Genomic DNA, 21,381 nt, shown 5'->3' with positions numbered 1-21,381 from the left:
GTTATACATTGGTAGTCCTGTTTTTATAGTTATTTAGCGTTTTTGTTGGTAATGATGCACATGTAAATATTTATGAGATTTTTCTGATAGAGGTTCACCTAAGAATTTTTCATAAATTTCTACAATCGCTGGATTTTCATGAGACTTTCTAATTGTGCAATCAGCATCACAATCATAAATAGCTTGCTGGCGCTTAGTCCTAACATCTTTTCCTTTGTAATAAGGTTGGCCTCCACCGCCAATACACCCATCTGGACAAGACATTACTTCGATAATATGATAATCAGCCGTACCAGCTCTAACTTTCTCAAGCATTTTTTTAACTTCTTTTAGCGTGTCGACTACCGCTATTTTCACCGCAGTTCCAGCTACATCCAAAGTTGCTTCACGAATAAGCTTTTGCCCACGTACTTCATTAAAGACAATCCGTTCTAGAGGCTTGCCTGTTAATTTTTCTACTACAGTACGTAAAGCTGCCTCCATAACGCCACCCGTAGTTCCAAAGATAACACCAGCTCCTGAAGATAATCCCATCGGTGCATCATATTCTTGTTCTGCCAAAGAATTAAAATCAATTGCACTTTCTTTAATCATTCGTGCTAATTCCCTTGTCGTCAAAACAAAATCTACATCTTGATAACCATCTGCACTCATTTCTGGCCTTTTGGCTTCTGCTTTTTTTGCGGTGCAAGGCATAATTGATACGGACACAATATTTTTAGGATCTATTCCGGCTACTTCAGCATAGTAACTTTTTACCATTGCTCCAAACATTTGTTGTGGAGATTTCGCTGTAGATAAATGCCCCATCAAATCAGGGTATTGTAGCTCTACGCAATTAACCCAAGCAGGGCTACAAGAAGTGAACATCGGTAGTAGTCCGCCATTATTTAAGCGGTGAATAAATTCTGCGCCTTCTTCCATAATTGTTAAATCGGCTGAAAAATTCGTATCAAATACCTTGTCAAAACCAAGATGTTTTAAGGCTGCAACCATTTTACCAGTTACAATAGCTCCTCTTTCTAAACCTAAATCTTCACCTAAGGCTACACGTGTTGCTGGTGCAGTTTGTACCACAACATGCTTCGTTGGGTCATTTAATACTTTTAAAACTGCCTCTGTATCATCTTTTTCCACAATAGCAGCCGTAGGACAAACAGTAGCACATTGTCCGCAATATGTACAATCAACTTTATCTAACCCCAAAGAAAATGGTGGTGCAACTGTAGTATCAAACCCACGATTAATAAAACCATAAATATGCATACCCTGCTTTTCCGCGCACATTCTTACACAACGACCACACAAAATGCATTTTTCCATATCTCTAACTAGTGAAGGATTATTATTATCCAATGGATATGATTTTTTCTCACCTTCAAATCTTATTTTACGCAAATTCAAATCAGCAGCTATTTTTTGTAATTCACAATTTCCATTTCTTTGACAAGTTAAACAATCTTGAGGATGATTTGCTAATAATAATTCCACAACTGTTTTTCTTGCCTTTAAAACACGTTGTGTATTAGTTCTAACTTGCATACCTTCGGTAACAGGAAAAACGCAAGAAGGTACTAATGTCCTTTGCCCTTCTACTTCCACCATACATACTCTACAAGAACCTTCTGTTCTTAGTTCTGGATGATAACAAAGACTTGGCACATTTACGCCTGCTTGCTGACAGGCTTTTAACAGAGATTTATCTTTTGATACACTAACTATTTTACCATCTATTGTAATATTAACTTTACTATTCATAAATGCACCTCCATTAACCTTTCACGATTGCCTTAAATGGACATCTACTTACACAAGCTCCACATTTAATACAAATGTCAGAGTTGATTAAATGTTGTTCTTTAATATTCCCAGTTATTGCCGATACTGGACAGACTTTTTTACAAAGTCCACAGCCTTTGCACTTCTCGGTTATCACATAAGCAGAAAGTTTAGCGCATACCCCAGCTGGGCAACGTTTTTCTTTAATATGAGCCTCGTATTCATGGCGGAAATATTTCAGTGTACTTAAAACTGGGTTAGGCGCAGTTTGCCCCAAACCACATAGCGCTGTATCTTTTATCGCATAGGCCAAATCTTCTAATAGCTCGATATCGCCTTCCTTGCCTTCACCTTCTGTTATTCTAATTAAAATCTCTAACATTCGTTTTGTACCTTCACGGCAAGGAGTACATTTACCGCATGATTCGGTTTGTGTGAAATTCAAGAAAAATTTCGCTACATCTACCATACAAGTATCTTCATCCATTACTACTAGCCCACCAGAACCCATCATTGCCCCAGCTTGAATAAGAGAATCGTAATCTACAGGCAAATCTAACATGTGTTCTGGTAAACAACCACCTGACGGGCCTCCGATTTGCACAGCCTTAAATTTTTTATTATTATTTATGCCCCCACCGATATCATAAATAATTTCACGCATTGTAATGCCCATTGGTACTTCTGCTAGACCAGTATTATTAATCTTTCCAGTCAAAGCAAATACTTTAGTACCTTTTGATTTTTCCGTACCGATACTAGCATACCAGCTAGCGCCTTTAACAATAATGTCAGCGACATTGGCAAATGTTTCAACATTATTGATATTAGTAGGTTTAGCCCATAAGCCCATCACAGCAGGGAAAGGAGGTCTAGGCCTTGGCATTCCGCGTTTGCCTTCAATTGATGCAATTAGAGCTGTTTCTTCTCCACATACGAACGCACCTGCGCCTTCTTTTATATGCAGTTGAAAATTAAAATTACTGCCAAAAATATTTTCACCTAATAATCCTAATTCTTCAGCTTGCGCGATAGCCACTTTTAAGCGTTTTATTGCTAAGGGGTATTCCGCCCGCACATAAATATAACCTTCATCAGCACCAATAGCATAACCGCAAATTGCCATACCTTCAATAATTCTATGCGGATCGCCTTCTAAAAGGCTTCGATCCATAAATGCACCTGGATCACCCTCGTCTGCATTACAAATCACATACTTTTTGTCACCTGGGGATTGTTTAGCAAACTGCCACTTTAAGCCAGTAGGGAACCCACCGCCACCACGGCCACGTAACCCTGCTAACTTCACTTCTTCCACTACTTGTTCCGAAGTCATTTGAGTTAATGCCTTTCCAAGAGCTTCATAGCCACCAGTAGCAATATATTCGTTTATATCTTCCGGATTAATGTGCCCGCAATTAGCTAAGGCAAAACGCATTTGTTTTTTATAAAAATTTATATCACTATAACTTTGAATATTTTCATGAGAAAGAGGTTCTCTATATAGCAATCGGCTTACTACTCTTCCTTTTAACAAATGTTCTTCGATAATTACAGGAACATCTTCTGGCGTTACGCGGCAATAAAAAGTTGAATCTGGATATATTATAACCAATGGTCCCATTTCGCAAAAACCATGACAACCTGTTTCTACTACCTTTATCTCCTCTGCTAAACCTTTTGCAGCTAGCTGCTCAATAAATTTAGCCTCAACTTTTTTAGAGCCTGAAGATACACATCCAGTACCGGCACAAATTAATACATGAGCTCTTATGTTTTTCATACTTTCAACTCCTCAAATGTTACTATTCTTTGGCAAAAACAAGACTTTCAACAATTCTATTTGCAATAACATGTTCTTTTAAAATATTTTCTACATCAGCTGGAGTAACACGGGCATAAGTTATTTTAGGTTCCCCAGTGCGAATAATATCAACAATAACTTCTTTTTCACAAATTCCTACACACCCTGTTTGTTGTACGACAACATCTTCTATATTTAATTCAGCAATTTTTTCAATAAATTTAAGCATTACTTCTCTAGCGCCAGCAGCAATACCACAAGTTCCCATACCTACTACAACTTTGGTGGTAGCACTATATCTAAGATTAGTTTCAGCTTGCACTTTTTCTCTTAATTTACGTAAATCTTCCAGAGTTTTCATTTATTTAGCCCCCTTAATTATATTTATATTACTATTCAAATATTCGTCAATCCAGTTTATTACTTCTTTATGCGCCAATAGCTGACTATCACTGCCTAAGACATTTTTAACCTCTTGACTGTTAAAGGTAAACTTTTCTCCACCATACTGATATTCAAAACGAAAATCAACTACTTGATAGTAAGCAACCAGTATCACCTTAATAGTATCTACCAAATCCCCCAAAGGTGGTCGATCTAAATGATCATGTTTAAAATCCGCAATTACTTTAGTTCCAACACCAACTTGTGAAGTTATTTTGAGTTTTCCGCCAGATTGCTTACAAATCATATCTAAGAGAGATGTGCCTAAACCTACTTTTCTAGTTATTCTAGATGTCGTAAACGGATTTGTTAAATCCACCAAAACCTTTTTAGGTATTCCCTTACCATTATCAATTACTTGAATTTGCAATAAGTTTTGCGTTAAATCTTCTTTCACAATTATTTGGACTTCTGTGCTTGCAGCTTCCACACAATTTTGCACCAAATCTAAAATATGCATACATAAATCACGCATTTTTTTACTCGTAATTCTTTAATATTTTTTCAACACTATCAGGAGTTAAGCGTCCATGTGTGTCATCATTAATCATAATAACTGGAGCTAAGCCACAAGCACCAATACAAGCCACAGTTTCCAAAGTATATTTTAAATCTTTGGTAGTCTGACCTGCTTTTATTTCTAAAACATCTTCAAGTTTTTCCAAAATCATTTTAGCCCCACGGACATGACAGGCAGTGCCTTGACACACCCGAATAATATTTTTACCACGCGGATTTAAATGAAATTGTGAATAAAATGTTACCACGCCATAAATTTGACTAGTTGGGACTTCTAATTTTTTCGCTATGTACTCTAAAACTTCTTTCGATAAATATCCATAGACATTTTGGGCTTGTTGCAGTACTGGTATTAAAGCACCTTTCTTCCCCGCGTATTTTTCTAAAATCTCGTCTAATTGCGGCATACTAACCTCTTTGCCATTGGCACAACAACATTGATGTTTTTCTTGCATTAACCCCACTCCTCATATTAATTTTCATTGAAAATACTTTTTAAAGCTTTAGTATATCTGCCATTTTGGGCTTGTAAAGCTTGTTTAAACTCTTGAAAACTCAGTTCTTGTAGATAAAACTCTGTTTTGCCTTGTTCCAAGAATTGTTTTAAGTTATGTGCATCAGAATTACATATAAAATCTAAGTTTTCTGTTAAAGCTCTAAATTCGCCTTGAATAGCTCTATCAAACCCTCTAGTAGAAACCTCCACTGCCAAATAACCTTGATTTTTGGTTATAAAGCCTAGTTGTCCTAGCAAGCTAAAAGCTGGTCTATCTATATGGGCCGGTATACAAATCCCGCCCAAATTGCCAACAAACTCAACAATTTCCTGAGCAGATAATTTAACTGGCCCCAACAACATTCTTGACTCTTCACCAACAATTTGATCGTTTTGATCAAAAATTATTTGTCGACCAAATCTTCTTATATCATTTTCTAAGCCTGACATTTTAGTATCGATAATACTTTGCCAAGCTTCTATACTTTTATAGTTAGGGAATAAAGTTAATATATGTGCCTCTTCGCGTGATTCAACTTCCATTGCAGGTATTAACATTATCCCATATTGTTTTGCCAGCTGTATAGCTGAAAATACATTTGCCGAGCTATTGTGATCGCTGATTGCCAAAATTTGAAGGCCCATATCCCTTGCTAGCTCTAAAATGTTTTTAATTGTCATCTCTTTTTCAGCACAAGGCGACAAAGCAGAGTGCACATGTAGATCAGCTAAATATTTACTTAACATGACCTTTAATACCTAATTGATATAGCCTGCCCACAATCTCGAAACTACTAAGCTCTGTTTTGAAAATTAAAACTTGATTTTCATTAGCGCGTTTCAAAGTTTCTTCATCAATACTAGCATTACCTGCAACTATTATTGCTGCTAAAGATAGTAAGGAGCCAATTGCGGCAATATTAGGATGTCCTTGCATTGTTACCCACAAATAATTTTCCGCTGTTTGTCCCATAACATTGCTTAATAAATCAGAAACATAGCCAGCAGCAATTTCGGTATCTATAATCGGTAAATTAGTGACCTGTTGTAGTTGTAAGTTTTCTATGACAGTTGCTAAAAGCATCTTTTATCACCCCTTATTTACATTTATTTTATTAGACAATTCTTTCATTTCCCCAGCTAAAGTTTCTACTCTAGTTCTTAATTTAAAAACACAATCAGACTCACAAGCCTTGCCCTGTACAATATCTTCTGCTAAACTCTGACAACTTGGTGCTCCACAAGAACCGCAATCAAGTCCGGGCAATTCCGATAAAATCTTCTCTATGTCTTGTAGTTTTTTCATAGCTAAAATGATGTTTTCATCTAACTTCATAACTGTTTTGGCCTGTAGATTTTCATTTTTATTAATATCTACACTTAATTTTTCTTGTTTAATACTGCTTTTTAGTACTAATTCACGGTTTTTTTCCTCTGTATCTCTCTGGTGACGAATTTTTAATTTAATATTTTTTTCTGCTACAAACTTGTTTTCAGCATTTAAAACACCGCCAACACAACCGCCAGCACATGAAGAACATTCAATATAGTCAACATCTGGCATTTTATTGATACTAACTTGTTCCAAAACATCAAAAACGTCATGAATGCCATCAACAACTAAAGAATTCACTATCCCTGTAGCTCTCACACTTCCTCCAGCTACACAACAACCCCAACCATAAGAACTAGATGTTACTTTTTCTTTAGTTTGCTTGCAATCCGATAAAATTTTCAATATTTCCCCGTAAATTTTCGCTACACTAATCACACCATTTATCTCATTTTTACATTCTTTAGCCATAGTAACCATGGCCGGACAAGAAGAAATAAACCAAATGCCAATATCTTCTGCTCGCAAATTTAGTTCCTGAGTAAATTTGGCTCTAGCTTGAATAGCAGCAATTTCTACTACTGGCATTAGTGGAAGTAATTGCTTAATGAGTTCAGGAAACTTCATTTGAATCAATCTCGTTACCACTGGACAATGCGTTGAAATAAGCGGTTTTCTTAAGTTAGCTGTTTCCGTAAGATATTTTTCGATTGCCAATGAAACGTATTCATAACTTCGTGACATGTCGTAAACATCAGTAAAGCCAATATTTAAGCAACCTTGTATAATTTCCTCAAGTGGCAAATCCGGTGGAAATTGTGCGTATAAAGCTGGTGGCACAATCGCAATATTCACTTTATAGTTTTTAAATTCGGCTAAAGTATCAGTTGTTACTAATTGCGCATGACTTGGGCAATGTCGAATACATTCTCCACAATCAATACACTTTTCTTCGATAATTATAGCCTTACCGGAACGTATACGTATTGCTTCTGTCGGACAGTGTTTAATACAGTTTACACAACCCTTACAGAGTTTGGGATTCAAAACCACAGAATGCATTCTTTCTTTTTGCACAAAAATTCACCACTCTAAATATCATTTATGAATAAATTTCATTTTTATTTCTGTTCCCACGCCTAAGTCAGACTTTATATTAAAATCATCTGCACAACGTTTCATATTGGGCAAGCCCATTCCAGCTCCAAAACCCATTTCTCTTACATAATTAGGTGCAGTGGAATATCCTTCTTGCAACGCTAAACTAATATCTGCTATCCCTGGTCCATAGTCAGATACAGTTATTTCTGTATAATCTGAATAAAATTCTGCCTGAATTTCTCCGCCATTAGAATGAATAATTATATTCATTTCGCCTTCATAAGTACCTATGGCAATGCGTCTGATGATTTCTGAAGACACTCCAATTTGCTGTAACATTTTTTTTATTTTACTTGAGGCTTCGCCTGCTCTTTCAAAATCCCCACTAACTAAATTAAACTTTACACAAAAACTCTGTTCACTCATATAATACTGTCCTCTTTTCGTGAACACCCAGCTAAACCTGCTGCAAATAGTTTCCCACAAGCTTCATACATTGGATATTTAGTTATTAAAATCGGGATTTTTATATCACGAGCTGCTTCTAAAACCTCTTCTCTTGGTACTTTGCCACGCACGAAGATAATTGCACTTAAATCACTAATTTCTGCGGTCCTAATAACCTGACAGTTAACCATCCCGGTCAAAAGCAAGGTGTTTTCTTTGGTAAAAGCTAAAACATCACTCATTAAATCAGCGCCACAAGCGGAATGTATTTCTGTTTCCATCAATTCGGCTCCTATTAAAACCTCTGCTGACAAAATCTCTTGTATTTTTCTTAAATTTAACAAACAAAACACCCCTTTAAAATGTATCACTTTTCCGAAAACACTAGATGCATATTATGTTCTTGTTAACGCAGCTAAAGAACTACCTGAAATTAACCAAAAAATAGAAGAAATCTGTAAATTAAATAACGGATAATCAGTTATCCCAATTAATAATAACACAAATGTACAACTAATAACAGATAAAAAGTATCCTTTATCCCTAGACAATACTGTATACTTTTCATGCAGTATTTTGATTAAATAAAAAAACATGGCTATATAAATCAGCCCACCTGTAATTCCAATCTCTCCAGGCATATTCAAATACATATTATGTGCATGATAGATTACTACATTAGAGTCATTTATAAAAAAATCATATTCTGGGTAGGCATACTGGTAACCAGCCCAACCAACTCCTAATAAAGGATTATCAATTATCATCGCTACAGTACTTTCCCAAAAAGCAATTCTTAAAGATGAAGATGTGTCAGTAGGATTTAATACCGACATAAGTCTGTCAACAATTAAGTCCTGCATAAAGAAAGTTCCAATTGCTGTTAGCACTAAAAAAACAATCAGAATTCTCTTGTTTATAAGCATTCCTAAAATAACAATAACAACAAATAAGGATAACCATGCGCCGCGCGAAAATGTCAATAGCAAACAAATTAAGCTCAAAAGAATACTTAAGTATAAAAACATCTTTTCTCTCATTTTTGTGGGGCGATTTAAGATCAACCCTATTGATAAACAAATCGACATACACAAATAAGCAGCTAAAATGTTAGGATTAGATAAAGTTGAAAAAACTCTAGTCTTTAATTCAGGAAATTGTTCAACATCTATCCATTCTAAACGCTCCATCAAACTAATACCCTGTATATATTGAAAAATCCCATAACTAGAAACTAGTACTGTCGCTGCCCCAAAGCACAAAAACAATTTTTTAAGCTTGTCTTTATTATCAATATAGAAATATCCCAAAAAATACACGCTCAAGTATTGCGTTATCAATACTTGATAATTATAAAAACTAGCAGAAACATTCACAGATTTAACCACCGACAGTCCTGCAATCACTGCCCACGCCCAAAAAAGGTAGTTGTGTTTACATAAACTTGCAAATATTTTTTTTCTTTTAATTCGCTCATACAAAGCCAAACCTGCCGCTATATAAATTAAAACCGTAGTTATTTCTACTGCAAATGGCAACAAAAAAGCAATACAATACAATAACCATGTAATGTATTCTGATAGTTGTGTTTTTTTATAAAAATTTTGTAACATATTCACCTTTAATCCCGTTTTTATTTAAGTTTACATCCTCATTGTAGCAAAGTTTTCTTGATATTGCCAACTAAATATAACGAACCAGCAATACAAACAAGACCTTCTTTGCCAACTACTTCTTTTGCTTTTAATATTGCTTGCTGATAATCATGCATTAGTATCGTAGGAGCCTGGATAAGTTGCTTCAATTGCTCGGGGCTTGCGGCTCTAGACAAATCAGGGGCAGCATTAACAACTATAATTGTGTCTTCTTTTTTGCATAAAATATTTACGATTTCTATTATTAATTTATCTTGCATAAAACCCAAAATAAAGCATTTTCTTTTGGCACGTAAAAGTTCATCATCTAATAATTCCCGTAAAGCAATTGCGCCTGCAGGATTATGTGCCCCATCCAAAATAATTACTGGATCTTGACTTATTATTTCTGCTCTCCCACTCCAAATTGTTTCTTTCAGCCCAGAAGCAATAGCTTGCATTTTTTGTCCTTTGGTTATTAGTTTAAATGCAGTTATAGCCACAGCAGAGTTAGTTAATTGATGTTTGCCTAATAATTTTATCTCAAACTCCACTGCTTCTTTCCCTGCAAAATATTTTATTTTTTGGCCTAATAAGCTTTTACTTATTTCTTGACAATAAAAATCTTTGCCGGCAATATAAAGTGGTGCTTGATACTTACTTGCAGTTTCTCGTATTATATCTAAGGCTTCTGCGGTTGCCGCAGTAATTACCGGTATGTTCTTCTTTATAATTCCCGCCTTATGAACAGCTATTTTTTCAATACTATCGCCACATTTATCCATATGATCTAAGCTGACATTTGTAATTATAGAACATATGGGTGTAATCACATTGGTTGAATCTAGCAGACCGCCCATTCCGACTTCGATAATAGCTAAGTCTACCTTTTGTCTAGCGAAATACAAAAAAGCCATGGCAGTTAACACTTCAAATTGAGTTGGTTGCATATCTTTAGTCATGTCCGTTGCACAATGACAAATTTCATAAACTAAATCTGCAAATTCTCGATCTGCTATTTGTTGTTTTTGAACTACCATTCTTTCGTTATAGCTTACCAAATGCGGTGATGTAAATTTTCCCACTTTATAACCGCTTGCAACTAGCATACCTTCTAACATAGCGCTTACGGAACCTTTACCATTAGTTCCTGTAATATGAATGCATTTAATTTGCTGCTCGGGGTTTCCTATTTTTTTAAGTAATATTTTTATTCTTTCCAAACCTGGTTTAATTCCAAAAACTCCTAAACTGTGTAGTTTATTTAAAGCCCCTTCATAGTTTCTATTTTTCATAAAAAACTCTCCTTATGAAAATTTAGGCGGGCACTAAGTCCCGCTCTATAATTAGAGATTTGCCATGGCTCTCTCAACCTATAAATTTTTAAAATAATTAATTCGCTCTTCTATTGCTGCATATTTTTCTTGATATTCTTTTAATTTTTCTTGCTCTTTTTCAACAATATCTTCTGGTGCTTTTGCCAAAAAGGCTGCATTATTGAGTTTGCCAACCAAACGTGATACTTCCTTCTGCATATTTTCCAGTTCTTTATTTAGCCGCTGTACTTCTTTTTCTACATCTAATAATCCCTTAAGAGGTAAATATATTTCTACTGAATTCAAAATTGCAGAAACGGAGTCTTGTGGTTTAGTTTCATTTATAAAGCTTAATTCCAATTCCTCCACGCTCGCTAAAGACTTAAAATATTCTTGATTTGCTTCTAATAAATTATAAATATCTTGATTTGCAGACTGGATAATCACCATATTTTTTTTACCTAAGGGAATATTCATTTCCGCTCTAATATTTCTAATGGCTTTAATGCTATCCATAATTATATTCATATCTGCTTCAGCTTTAGTTACAATAAGTTCTTTATTAACTTCAGGCCATTCAGAAATCATTATACTAATATTTTCTTTAGCCACATACTGCCAAATTTCTTCGGTAATAAAAGGCATAAAAGGATGTAACAATTGCATTGACTTTCCTAAAACTTCTTTTAAAACTGTTTGTGCCGTATAACGAGCAGTCAAATCTTCTTTGTTATAAAGCCGCGCTTTCGCTAACTCAATATACCAATCACAAAATTCACTCCAGATAAAGTCGTATATCTTTTTCCCAGCTTCACCTAATTCGAAATTTTCAAGTAGCCTTGTAGTCTCTTCTATCACAGTATTTAAGCGCGACAATATCCAGCTATCTGCCAAAGTGTATTGTAAACTAAGTTGCGGCTGATACTCATAGTCTTGTATATTCATTAAGGTAAAGCGAGAAGCATTCCAAATTTTATTAGCAAAATTACGGCTAGATTCCACTCGCTCCCAATAAAAGCGCATATCATTGCCGGGAGTATTTCCTGTTATTAATGTAAATCTCAAAGTGTCTGCACCATATTTTTCAATTACCTCTAGCGGATCAATCCCATTACCTAAAGATTTACTCATTTTTCTTCCTTGACTATCACGCACTAACCCATGAATAAAAACATGTTTAAACGGGATTTCTTCCATAAACTTCCTTCCCATTACAACCATTCTGGCTACCCAAAAAAATATAATATCATAGCCTGTAACTAAGACACTTGTAGGATAAAACTGTTTTAACTCAGGAGTATTCTCCGGCCAGCCCATAGTAGAAAAAGGCCATAATGCAGAACTAAACCAAGTATCTAAAACATCTTCATCTTGTTTTACTGTTTTAGCAGAACATTTAGGACAACTTGTTATATCAACCCTCGAAACAATTGTTTCCCCACATTCTGAACAATACCAAGCTGGAATTCTATGACCCCACCAAATTTGACGCGAAATGCACCAGTCACGAATATTTTCTAACCAACTAGTATATGTTTTACTAAATCTTTCAGGAACAAACTTGATTTCACCTTCTTGCACACAAGCCAAAGGTTCTGCAACTAAAGGTTGCATCTTTACAAACCATTGTTTGGACACTAGTGGTTCAACTACTGTATTGCAACGCTGACAGTGACCCACAGAGTTTTGATGTTCAATTATTTTAACCAAATCCCCTTGTGCTTCAATATCCGCAATTAAGTTTTTTCTGCACTCATAACGATCTTGACCTTGATATTTGCCAGCAATTTCCGTCATTTTACCATCTGGAGCAATAACAACAATGTGTTCTAATTTATGTCGCTCGCCCATATCGAAATCATTAGGGTCATGCGCAGGCGTAACCTTTACAGCACCAGTTCCAAAGCTAGGATCAACATAGCTATCTTCAATAATAGGTATTTCACGATTTACAATTGGAACTAGTAATTTCTTACCTATAACCTGGCGATATCGTTCATCTTCAGGATTAACAGCTACTGCTGTATCACCTAAAATTGTTTCCGGCCTAGTGGTTGCAATTGTCACATACTCATTATTTTCACCTACAACCTTATAACGCACATGCCAAAGTTTTGCAGCTTGTTCTTCATGTTCAACTTCTATGTCACTCAAAGCAGTGTTACACCGTACACACCAATTAGTGATTCTGGAGCCTTGATAAATTAACCCCTGCTCATACAAACTTACAAAAACTTCTCTTACCGCTTTAGAGCAACCTTCATCCATTGTAAATCGTTCTCGCGACCAATCACATGAAGCTCCCAAGGATTTTAGTTGATTAATAATTCTATTGCCATACTGTTCTTTCCAAGCCCATACCCGCTCAATAAAATTCTCTCTTCCCAAATCATATCTAGTTAGCTGTTCTGATTTGCGTAATTCTTCTTCAACTTTAATTTGCGTAGCTATCCCTGCATGATCCGTTCCTGGCATCCAAAGAGTATTATAGCCTTGCATCCGCCGAAACCTAATTAAAATATCCTGCAAAGTATTATCTAAAGCATGCCCCATATGCAATTGTCCAGTCACATTTGGTGGTGGTATTACAATGCTATATGGCTTTTTATTGCTATCAACTTCTTGATGAAACAACTTGTTTTCTTCCCAAAATTTGTACCACTTTTTTTCAACTTGTTCAGGCTCATAAACCTTAGAGATGTTGGTTTCATTAATTTCTGCACTCACTTAAAATTCCTCCTAAAATTATAAAAAAATAAAAGCCTTCATCCCAAATAAATTTAGGACGAAAGCTTATAACTTCCGCGGTACCACCAAAATTTCTGCAAAGCAGACTCTCAAATAGTTTAACGCACTATTTACGAGCAAAGCTACACAACTTTCGCCTTCACATTGCCAGCTCCTAGATTACTTCACTGACAAAAAACTTAAATACGTCCCAGCCTAGCGTATTCTCTCTAAAAAGCCTTAGTTATCAGCTACTTGTTCTAATCATCACTTATCTTATAAATATGTCCTAATTCTACCAATAGCAGACACTATTGTCAAGCTGTTGTATGTCTGTAATTAAAATAACCCTTTAATAACACTGGCATTAGGGCGCTCATGAATATTAACCGAAAAAGTTGATATGCCAAAATTATAGAAACATCTGCTCCAATGTTAAGTCCCGTAATACTCATTTCTGTTATTCCGCCTGGAGCAGTTGCTAAAAATGCAGTAGCTAAATCATAACCATAATAAAATCTCAACAAATAGCCTAAGCCAAAGCTAGCTATAATTACAACAACCGAAGAGCTAATTATTATTGGTAAATGTTGGCGCAATTCTTTTATTTTTGGCAATTCTACCGCTTGTCCCATCTGAATTCCCACAAAAATTTGCGCTCCCTTTAATATCGTTCGATCAATTTCCGGCACTGGTTGCCAAACTATATTTAATACAGCCGTTATTAAAAGCGCGCCCAACATATAGGGAGTAGGAATTTTTATTAACCTCGCTAAAAAAACGCCAAACAAAACTGTAGCAATCATAAAAACAGCCTCTGGAAAAGATAAAAAATTAGGCACATTACCTTGAATTAAACTACTAAAATCGTGAGTATTCGACAAAGAATTTAGTACTATAAAAGGTATCACCACAATCGTAGAAATTAATCTTACTGTTTGCATGATTGTAACAACATTTGCATCAACACCTGATAACTCTTCACTCAAAAGTAACATTTGCGTTAATCCACCTGGCATATTACCGATTAAACTACTTTCTATACCAATTCTTGTCTTACGACTAATAATAACAGCCATTATCACACTAATAGTAGTTAGAAAAAAAGTACTTGCTCCGATACCACATAATTCATTAAATATTTTTTGACAAGTCGCCCATTCAATTTGTCGACCTAATCCATAACCTATAGGTATCAAAGCTAAGTTCCGCCACTTAATTTGCCATTTAAATTTATAGCCTTTAATATTACAAAAAACAGTCAACAACAAAGGTGCTAGCAAGTAAGGGATAGGCATACCTATCCCTTGTAATAATAGCGCCAAAAAAACCGAAGCTAAAAACATTATCACAAAATTACGCATAAAATCCCTCAATTTTATCTTTACACAAAAGCTTTTGATAATTTATCGATAAGCTCTAAGCGCCCAGTATTTTGAACTGCAGAATATACTATTACGGAATCTTTATCCAAGCCCAATGCTTTAGCTAAAGCTCCATGTTGAGCTACTACACTTTGTTTAGATAGTTTATCAGATTTAGTCAAAACTACTTGCACTGGTAATCCAGATGAAATAAGCCAGTGAAAACACACTAAATCACTTTCCATTAGGGGATGTCTAATATCTATTAACTGGCAAACCAGTTTTAAACGATCCGAACTAGTTAAATACGTCCTAATAAAGCCGGACCACTGCGTTTTAGCATCACGGGATGCTTTTGCAAACCCATAGCCAGGCAAATCTACCAAATAAAATTCACGACGCACATCTTCGCCATTGAATACCGCCTTAGCTTGTAATTCATAAAAATTTATTGTTTGTGTTTTTCCTGGTGAACTACTAGTTTTAGCCAGTTTGTTTTGTCGACACAAAGAATTTATCAAAGACGACTTTCCTACATTTGATCGGCCCACAAAAGCAACCTCACGCAGATCATCTGTTGGATATTGATCGCCTCTAACAGCTGAAGTAATGAACTTCGCCTTAATTATATCCCATGTAAAATTCAATTAGCTCTCACCTCCAAATATTTCACTTATAACTTCAAATACATTTTCAACTGCTATAAATTTTATTTGCTTTTTTATTTTCCTAGGAATTTCATCCAAGTCATCTATATTAGCCTTAGGCAAAAAAACTTTAACTATACCATACCTATATGCAGCTAAGACTTTTTCTTTTACACCCCCTACTGCTAATACACGTCCTAATAATGTTATTTCTCCAGTCATTGCAATTTCTTGATCTACTGCTTGATTTTTCAAAGCTGATATCAGTGCTACGGCCATAGTAATTCCTGCTGAAGGGCCATCTTTTGGCGTCGCTCCCGCTGGGAAATGTACATGTATGTCTATTTTACTGGGGAAATCTTTATTTAAATTCAATTTTTTACTATTTGCTTTTAAATAAGAATAGGCTGCTTTCGCAGATTCAACCATCACATCGCCTAATTGACCAGTAAGTAATAATTCTCCTTTTCCAGCTGTAGCTAGAACTTCTACATTTAAAACTTCTCCTCCAAAATTAGTCCAAGCCAAACCGTTAACAAGCCCTGGTTGGCTTACTCTAATTCGGTCTTTATTATTATATAAGGGTTTACTTAAATATTTTTTTAGGTTGCTCACCGTAATAATGCATTTCGCCTCTGAATTAAGTGCGACCTCGCGGGCAACTTTTCTGCAAATTTTAGCGATAGATCGCTCTAAACTACGAACTCCGGCTTCTCTAGTATAGTCCCTAATTATTCTTTCTAAAACGTTGCCTTTTAATATTAATTGTTGAGTTGTTAGTCCATGTTCTTCTATTTTTCTAGGCAATAAATATTTTTCAGCAATTGCAACTTTTTCTTCTTGCGTGTAACTTGATAAATTAATTACTTCCATTCTATCTAGTAATGGCCTTGGTATATTGCCAATATCATTAGCTGTAACAATCCAAAACACTTTAGATAAATCTAAAGGTAAATCTACATAATGATCTTGAAAAGTATTATTTTGTTCTGCATCTAAGACTTCCAACATCGCTGCGGTTGGATCACCACGAAAATCACTACTCATTTTATCAATCTCATCTAATAAAAACACAGGATTTTTTGTTTTGCAATTAATCAAGCCTTGAACTATTCTTCCAGGCATTGCGCCTATATATGTACGCCGATGTCCTCTAATTTCGGCTTCATCGCGTACTCCACCTAATGACATGCGCACAAATTTTCTATTCATAGCTTTAGCTATAGACTTTGCTAAAGAAGTTTTGCCAACTCCTGGCGGTCCTGCTAAACACAAAATCGGTCCTTTAAGACTTTTAGTTAAAATTTTCACAGCCAAAAATTCTATAATTCGCTCTTTTACCTTCTCTAAGCCATAGTGATCCTCAGCTAAAGTTCTTTCAGAAATTTCAATATCCAAAAGATCAATACTCTCGTTATCCCAAGGAACATTAATAAGCGTGTCTAAGTAGTTCCTAATTACTGCGCCTTCCATATTTACTGCAGGCATTTTTTCTAATCTTGCCAATTCTTTATTAATTCTTTCTAACACTTCTTTAGGAAATACAAGCTTACGCATTTTTTTCTTATATTCTTCCCGAACTTCTGAAAAACTTTCATCCCCAGCGCTTAGTTCTTTATTAATTGCTTTTAACTGTTCTTTTAAATAATATTCTTTTTGATTTTTATCAACTTGTTTTTTTACTTGTTGCGATATTTTTTTAGCAATTTCTAACAAATCAATCTCGCGCGTCAAAATAACTAATACTTTGTTAAAGGCAATATCCAAACATTCTTCTTCCAGCAATTCTTGTTTTTGTTTGATGTCAATAAATAAATTGCCTACAATAAAATCAAAAAATCTTTGTGGCTCCTCAATCGCTTTGGCTGTAATAAAAACCTCTGGTGAAACTTTATTATTTACACTACCCCATTTTTCAAAATACTCTAAAGTTAATTTTCTTAATGCTTCTACTTCTAAAACATCTCTAATGCTCGGCTCAAATTCCTGATAATCTGTAAAATAGCAAGCATCTAACTCAAATATTTCTCCAAGCTTTACTCGGTTTAGACCTTCTACCAAAACTCTCATTGTATTGTTCGGCATCTTTACGAACTGTTTGATTTCTGCTAGAACACCTGTGGTGTATATCCCTGATTTTATAGGGTTTTCATCCAGAAAAGACTTTTGAGTTGCCAAAATAATTCTATTATTCTCTAAGGCTGCACGTTCTAAAGACTTCATAGAATGAGTGCGCCCTACATCTAAATTAGCCATCATATAAGGAAAAACCAGTACCCCTCGCAAAGGCAATACAGGCAAAATATTTTTAGGTTTATCTGTCATAACTTCTCCTCACTTAAAAATTTTCATACCTTATTATAGCAAAATTTTTATTAAAAAGTAAAAGGAAAAAGAGCAAGGCTCTTTTTCCTTTTAAAATGCTTTTATTGAAAACTAATTTCTTTAAAGGAATTGGCATTCGCTTTAACAACAATGACTTCTTCTTGTTTTTGCACGACTTTATCTGTTATTATGCATTTCTCAACATTCTCCATTGTTGGTAATTCAAACATGATATCCCGCATTATATCTTCAATAATTGCCCGCAAACCACGAGCACCTGTTTTTCGCTTTAAAGCCTCTTTAGCAATTGCAACTAGAGCTTCTTGAGTAAACTCCAATTCCACATTATCCATTGCTAATAATTTTTTGTATTGTTTTACAAGCGCGTTTTTTGGTTCTTCGAGCACTGAAACTAAACCTTCTTCTGAAAGCTCTTCTAAAACGACAACTGCTGGCAACCGACCGACAAATTCTGGGATCAAGCCATATTTAATTAAATCCTCTGGCTCAACCTTTTTCATTAATTCATCTTGATTATCCTTTTTGTGAGCAATAACCTCAGCCCCAAACCCAATTCCTTGTTTTCCAATTCGATTTGCTACTGTCTTTTCAATTCCCGAGAAAGCACCACCACAAATAAATAAAATATTCGTAGTGTCTATTTGTAAAAACTCTTGATGTGGGTGCTTTCTACCGCCTTGTGGAGGCACACTAGCTACAGTACTTTCTAAAATCTTCAAAAGTGCCTGTTGAACACCTTCGCCAGATACGTCTCTTGTTATAGACGGATTTTCAGATTTTTTACTTATTTTATCAATTTCATCTATATATATTATCCCATACTGTGCTCTCTCTATATCCCAGTCTGCTGCTTGAATTAATTTCAGTAAGATATTTTCTACATCTTCACCTACATATCCAGCTTCTGTTAAACTAGTAGCATCTGCTATGGCAAACGGAACATCAAGAATTTTTGCTAAAGTTTGGGCTAACAAAGTTTTACCTGAACCAGTTGGTCCTAACATAATAATATTAGATTTTTGCAATTCAATATCATCGTTTTCTTCTTTATTGAAAAACACCCGTTTATAGTGATTATATACTGCTACAGCCAAAGTTCTTTTTGCTAATTCCTGGCCAATAACATACTCATCTAAAATAGCCTTTATTTCTTTCGGCTTTGGTAAGCTCGAATCGATTTTTTTACTTTCTTCTATTAAAGAATAATCATCATCACGCATGTGAGCATTGCACAGTTCTACACATTCATCACAAATATTAACCCCAGCACCAGAAAATATCTTCTTTACTTGGCTTTCATATTTTCCACAAAACGAGCATCTAATACGTGAGTTTTCTTTATCTTTACCTTTAACCATCAAATCAGCCCCCTAAACTAAACACTCTTTTTTTCTACAGCTTCCCGAGTAACTACCTTGTCTATCATACCATACTCACAAGCTTGTGTACTAGACATAAAGTAATCACGTTCTGTATCTACTTGAATTTTTTCTAAGGGCTGTCCTGTATGTCTAACCAAGATTTCATTAGCAACCTCGCGCAATCTTAATATTTCACGAGCTTGAATTTCAATATCAGTTGCTTGACCTTGGGCTCCACCTAATGGCTGATGAATCATAATTCGCGAATAAGGTAACGCAAACCTTTTGCCTTTTGCTCCAGCTGTGAGCAAAATTGCCGCCATGCTCGCGGCCATACCAATACAAATTGTAGAAACATCTGGCTTGATATATTGCATAGTATCGTAAATAGCCAAGCCTGCAGTTACGCTTCCGCCAGGACTATTAATATATACATGAATATCCTTTTCTGGATCTTCAGACTCTAAAAACAACATTTGTGCTATTACTACATTAGCCATTGCATCATTAACTGGTCCACTTAAAAAAATTATTCTATCTTTTAATAGTCTAGAGTAAATATCGTAAGCTCTTTCGCCACGACTTGATTGTTCAACTACCATTGGCACGTAATTCATTTTTAAACACCACCTTCAATTTATAGTCTACAAAATAAGTTGCTAATTAGCAAGAAGATTTTCAGACAAGAGCACCTCTCATCTGAAAATCTTATGCCATCTTAATTAATTCAATTACTCAGCTTTTGCAGCATTAATTATTAATTCCGCTGATTTACGTCTCATAATATTAGTAATTAACATACCAATATTACCTTGTCCTTCAATAACTTTCTTAACATCTTCGTATTTAGCATTGTGAATGCTTGCTAGTACTTGCATTTCCGCTTCGATTTCTTCTGCAGTTACCGCTATATCTTCCAATTTCGCAATCGTATCCAAAACTATTTCAGTTTTAACTTGTTCTGCTGCTGCTTCTCTGCGCATTTCTTTGAATTCTTCTATAGATTTGCCCATGTACTGTAGATATTGCTCAAGTTTCCAGCCACGTTGTTCCAAGCTCATTGCAAATTCTGCCAACATATTATCAACTTTAGCATCTATCATTACTTTAGGTACTTCAACTTTAGCATTATCTACTGCAGTTTTTACTAAAGTATCTTTATATTCATTTTCAGCATTTTGCTTTGCTGTTTCTTGTAATTTTTTCAAAGTATCTGCTTTTAGAGCTTCTAAATTATCAAAAGAAACTTCTTTAGCAAAGTCATCATTTAGTTCTGGTAATTGTTTACGTTTAATTTCATGAATAGTAACCTTAAACTCCGCTGCCTTATCTGCTAGTTCTGGCAAACCATAATCAGCAGGGAAAGTAACTTTAACAACAGTCTCGCTACCTGTTTCAAAACCAATTAATTGCTCTTCAAAACCAGGAATAAAACTACCTGATCCTAATTCTAGTGGATAACTTTTACCCTCACCACCATTAAAAGGAACTCCATCTATTGAACCAGCAAAGTCAATCATTACAACATCGCCTTTTTCAGTTTTTCCTTCTGTTACAATGTTCATTGTTGCATGAGAATTTTGCAAATCTGCTAAAGCTTTAGAAACTTCCTCATCAGTAATTTCTACTACCTTTTTATCTACCACTAAACCTTTATAATCACCCATTTCTGCTTCTGGTTTTACTGTAACTTTAATTTTAAAAGAAGCTTCAGAACCTTCTTCAAAATTCATTTCTGTAACTTCAGGGTTATCAATTGGGTATAAATTATGTTCTTTTAGTGCCTCACCATATTTTTTGTTTGCCACTAAATCAAACGCTTCTTCAATTATAGGCCCTTTTCCAACTTTTTTTTCTAAAATACTACGAGGTGCTTTACCTTTACGGAAACCTGGCACATTAATTTTATTAGCAACAGTTTTAAATGCTTTGTCAAAAGCTACTGCCACTTCTTCTTTTTCCACGGTAAAAGTAATAACCACTTGGTTATTTTCTATTCTTTCCATCACACTACTCATTTTTCAAAAAATCCCCCTTAAATCTCTTCATCAAAGACTAATTTT

General features: G+C 35.1%; 19 protein-coding genes and 1 other annotated feature. All 19 genes read right to left on the bottom strand.

Annotated elements, in window-relative coordinates:
- Positions 1-33: 33 nt before the first annotated feature.
- Positions 34-1,758, bottom strand: a complete 1,725-nt coding sequence (locus tag SUCMO_RS0104675; protein WP_019879374.1) for an NADH-dependent [FeFe] hydrogenase, group A6 — start codon at positions 1,756-1,758, stop codon at positions 34-36.
- Between the two features lie 13 nt (positions 1,759-1,771).
- Positions 1,772-3,562, bottom strand: a complete 1,791-nt coding sequence (gene nuoF, locus SUCMO_RS0104670; RefSeq protein WP_019879373.1) for an NADH-quinone oxidoreductase subunit NuoF — start codon at positions 3,560-3,562, stop codon at positions 1,772-1,774.
- A gap of 22 nt (positions 3,563-3,584) precedes the next feature.
- On the bottom strand, positions 3,585-3,944 hold the full coding sequence (locus SUCMO_RS0104665) for a (2Fe-2S) ferredoxin domain-containing protein (RefSeq protein WP_019879371.1): 360 nt from the start codon (positions 3,942-3,944) through the stop codon (positions 3,585-3,587).
- On the bottom strand, positions 3,945-4,502 hold the full coding sequence (locus SUCMO_RS0104660; RefSeq protein ID WP_019879370.1) for an ATP-binding protein: 558 nt from the start codon (positions 4,500-4,502) through the stop codon (positions 3,945-3,947). It lies immediately after the preceding gene.
- A gap of 4 nt (positions 4,503-4,506) precedes the next feature.
- Positions 4,507-5,001 carry an NADH-quinone oxidoreductase subunit NuoE gene (gene nuoE / locus SUCMO_RS0104655; RefSeq protein ID WP_019879369.1) on the bottom strand — a complete coding sequence of 165 codons (495 nt, stop codon included), beginning with the start codon at positions 4,999-5,001 and terminating at the stop codon, positions 4,507-4,509.
- Positions 5,002-5,018: 17 nt separating this feature from the next.
- Entirely contained in the window at positions 5,019-5,789 is a 771-nt protein-coding gene (locus tag SUCMO_RS10340; protein WP_019879368.1) for a PHP domain-containing protein, read from the bottom strand.
- Positions 5,779-6,126, bottom strand: a complete 348-nt coding sequence (locus tag SUCMO_RS0104645; RefSeq protein ID WP_019879367.1) for a hypothetical protein — start codon at positions 6,124-6,126, stop codon at positions 5,779-5,781. The genes SUCMO_RS10340 and SUCMO_RS0104645 overlap by 11 nt, the downstream gene beginning before the upstream one ends.
- Before the next feature lie 6 nt (positions 6,127-6,132).
- Positions 6,133-7,452, bottom strand: a complete 1,320-nt coding sequence (locus tag SUCMO_RS0104640; RefSeq protein WP_019879366.1) for a [Fe-Fe] hydrogenase large subunit C-terminal domain-containing protein — start codon at positions 7,450-7,452, stop codon at positions 6,133-6,135.
- A 21-nt stretch (positions 7,453-7,473) separates the two neighbouring features.
- Complete coding sequence (locus SUCMO_RS0104635; RefSeq protein ID WP_019879365.1) at positions 7,474-7,902, bottom strand: ATP-binding protein; 429 nt, start codon at positions 7,900-7,902, stop codon at positions 7,474-7,476.
- The gene (locus tag SUCMO_RS0104630) at positions 7,899-8,267 is read right to left on the bottom strand and encodes a DRTGG domain-containing protein (protein ID WP_019879364.1); all 369 of its coding nucleotides are present in this window, start codon (positions 8,265-8,267) and stop codon (positions 7,899-7,901) included. Before SUCMO_RS0104630 ends, SUCMO_RS0104635 begins: the two co-directional genes overlap by 4 nt.
- Before the next feature lie 51 nt (positions 8,268-8,318).
- Positions 8,319-9,536, bottom strand: coding sequence for an O-antigen ligase family protein (locus SUCMO_RS0104625; protein WP_019879363.1), 1,218 nt, complete (start codon positions 9,534-9,536; stop codon positions 8,319-8,321).
- Between the two features lie 38 nt (positions 9,537-9,574).
- Entirely contained in the window at positions 9,575-10,852 is a 1,278-nt protein-coding gene (locus tag SUCMO_RS0104620; protein WP_019879362.1) for a bifunctional folylpolyglutamate synthase/dihydrofolate synthase, read from the bottom strand.
- Positions 10,853-10,930: 78 nt separating this feature from the next.
- On the bottom strand, positions 10,931-13,600 hold the full coding sequence (locus SUCMO_RS0104615; RefSeq protein WP_019879361.1) for a valine--tRNA ligase: 2,670 nt from the start codon (positions 13,598-13,600) through the stop codon (positions 10,931-10,933).
- A 51-nt stretch (positions 13,601-13,651) separates the two neighbouring features.
- Positions 13,652-13,877 (bottom strand) — a binding site (T-box leader).
- 40 nt (positions 13,878-13,917) lie between these two features.
- Positions 13,918-14,964 (bottom strand): AbrB family transcriptional regulator, encoded by a 1,047-nt coding sequence (locus SUCMO_RS0104610; protein WP_019879360.1) that lies wholly within the window; start codon positions 14,962-14,964, stop codon positions 13,918-13,920.
- Positions 14,965-14,984: 20 nt separating this feature from the next.
- Positions 14,985-15,611, bottom strand: coding sequence for a ribosome biogenesis GTP-binding protein YihA/YsxC (yihA, locus tag SUCMO_RS0104605; RefSeq protein WP_019879359.1), 627 nt, complete (start codon positions 15,609-15,611; stop codon positions 14,985-14,987).
- The gene (lon, locus tag SUCMO_RS0104600) at positions 15,612-17,936 is read right to left on the bottom strand and encodes an endopeptidase La (protein ID WP_019879358.1); all 2,325 of its coding nucleotides are present in this window, start codon (positions 17,934-17,936) and stop codon (positions 15,612-15,614) included.
- Positions 17,937-18,037: 101 nt separating this feature from the next.
- Positions 18,038-19,315: an ATP-dependent Clp protease ATP-binding subunit ClpX gene (clpX, locus tag SUCMO_RS0104595; RefSeq protein WP_019879357.1), complete on the bottom strand. Its 1,278-nt coding sequence runs from the start codon at positions 19,313-19,315 to the stop codon at positions 18,038-18,040.
- Positions 19,316-19,332: 17 nt separating this feature from the next.
- Entirely contained in the window at positions 19,333-19,935 is a 603-nt protein-coding gene (clpP, locus tag SUCMO_RS0104590) for an ATP-dependent Clp endopeptidase proteolytic subunit ClpP (RefSeq protein WP_019879356.1), read from the bottom strand.
- Between the two features lie 114 nt (positions 19,936-20,049).
- A complete protein-coding gene (gene tig, locus SUCMO_RS0104585) occupies positions 20,050-21,336 on the bottom strand; it encodes a trigger factor (RefSeq protein WP_019879355.1) in 1,287 nt (428 codons plus the stop codon).
- Positions 21,337-21,381 lie beyond the last annotated feature (45 nt).

The organism is Succinispira mobilis DSM 6222 (assembly GCF_000384135.1).
GTDB lineage: Bacteria > Bacillota > Negativicutes > Acidaminococcales > Succinispiraceae > Succinispira > Succinispira mobilis.
The sequence above is the reverse complement of the archived record's forward strand: the minus strand, read 5'-3'. Positions and strand labels throughout refer to the sequence as shown.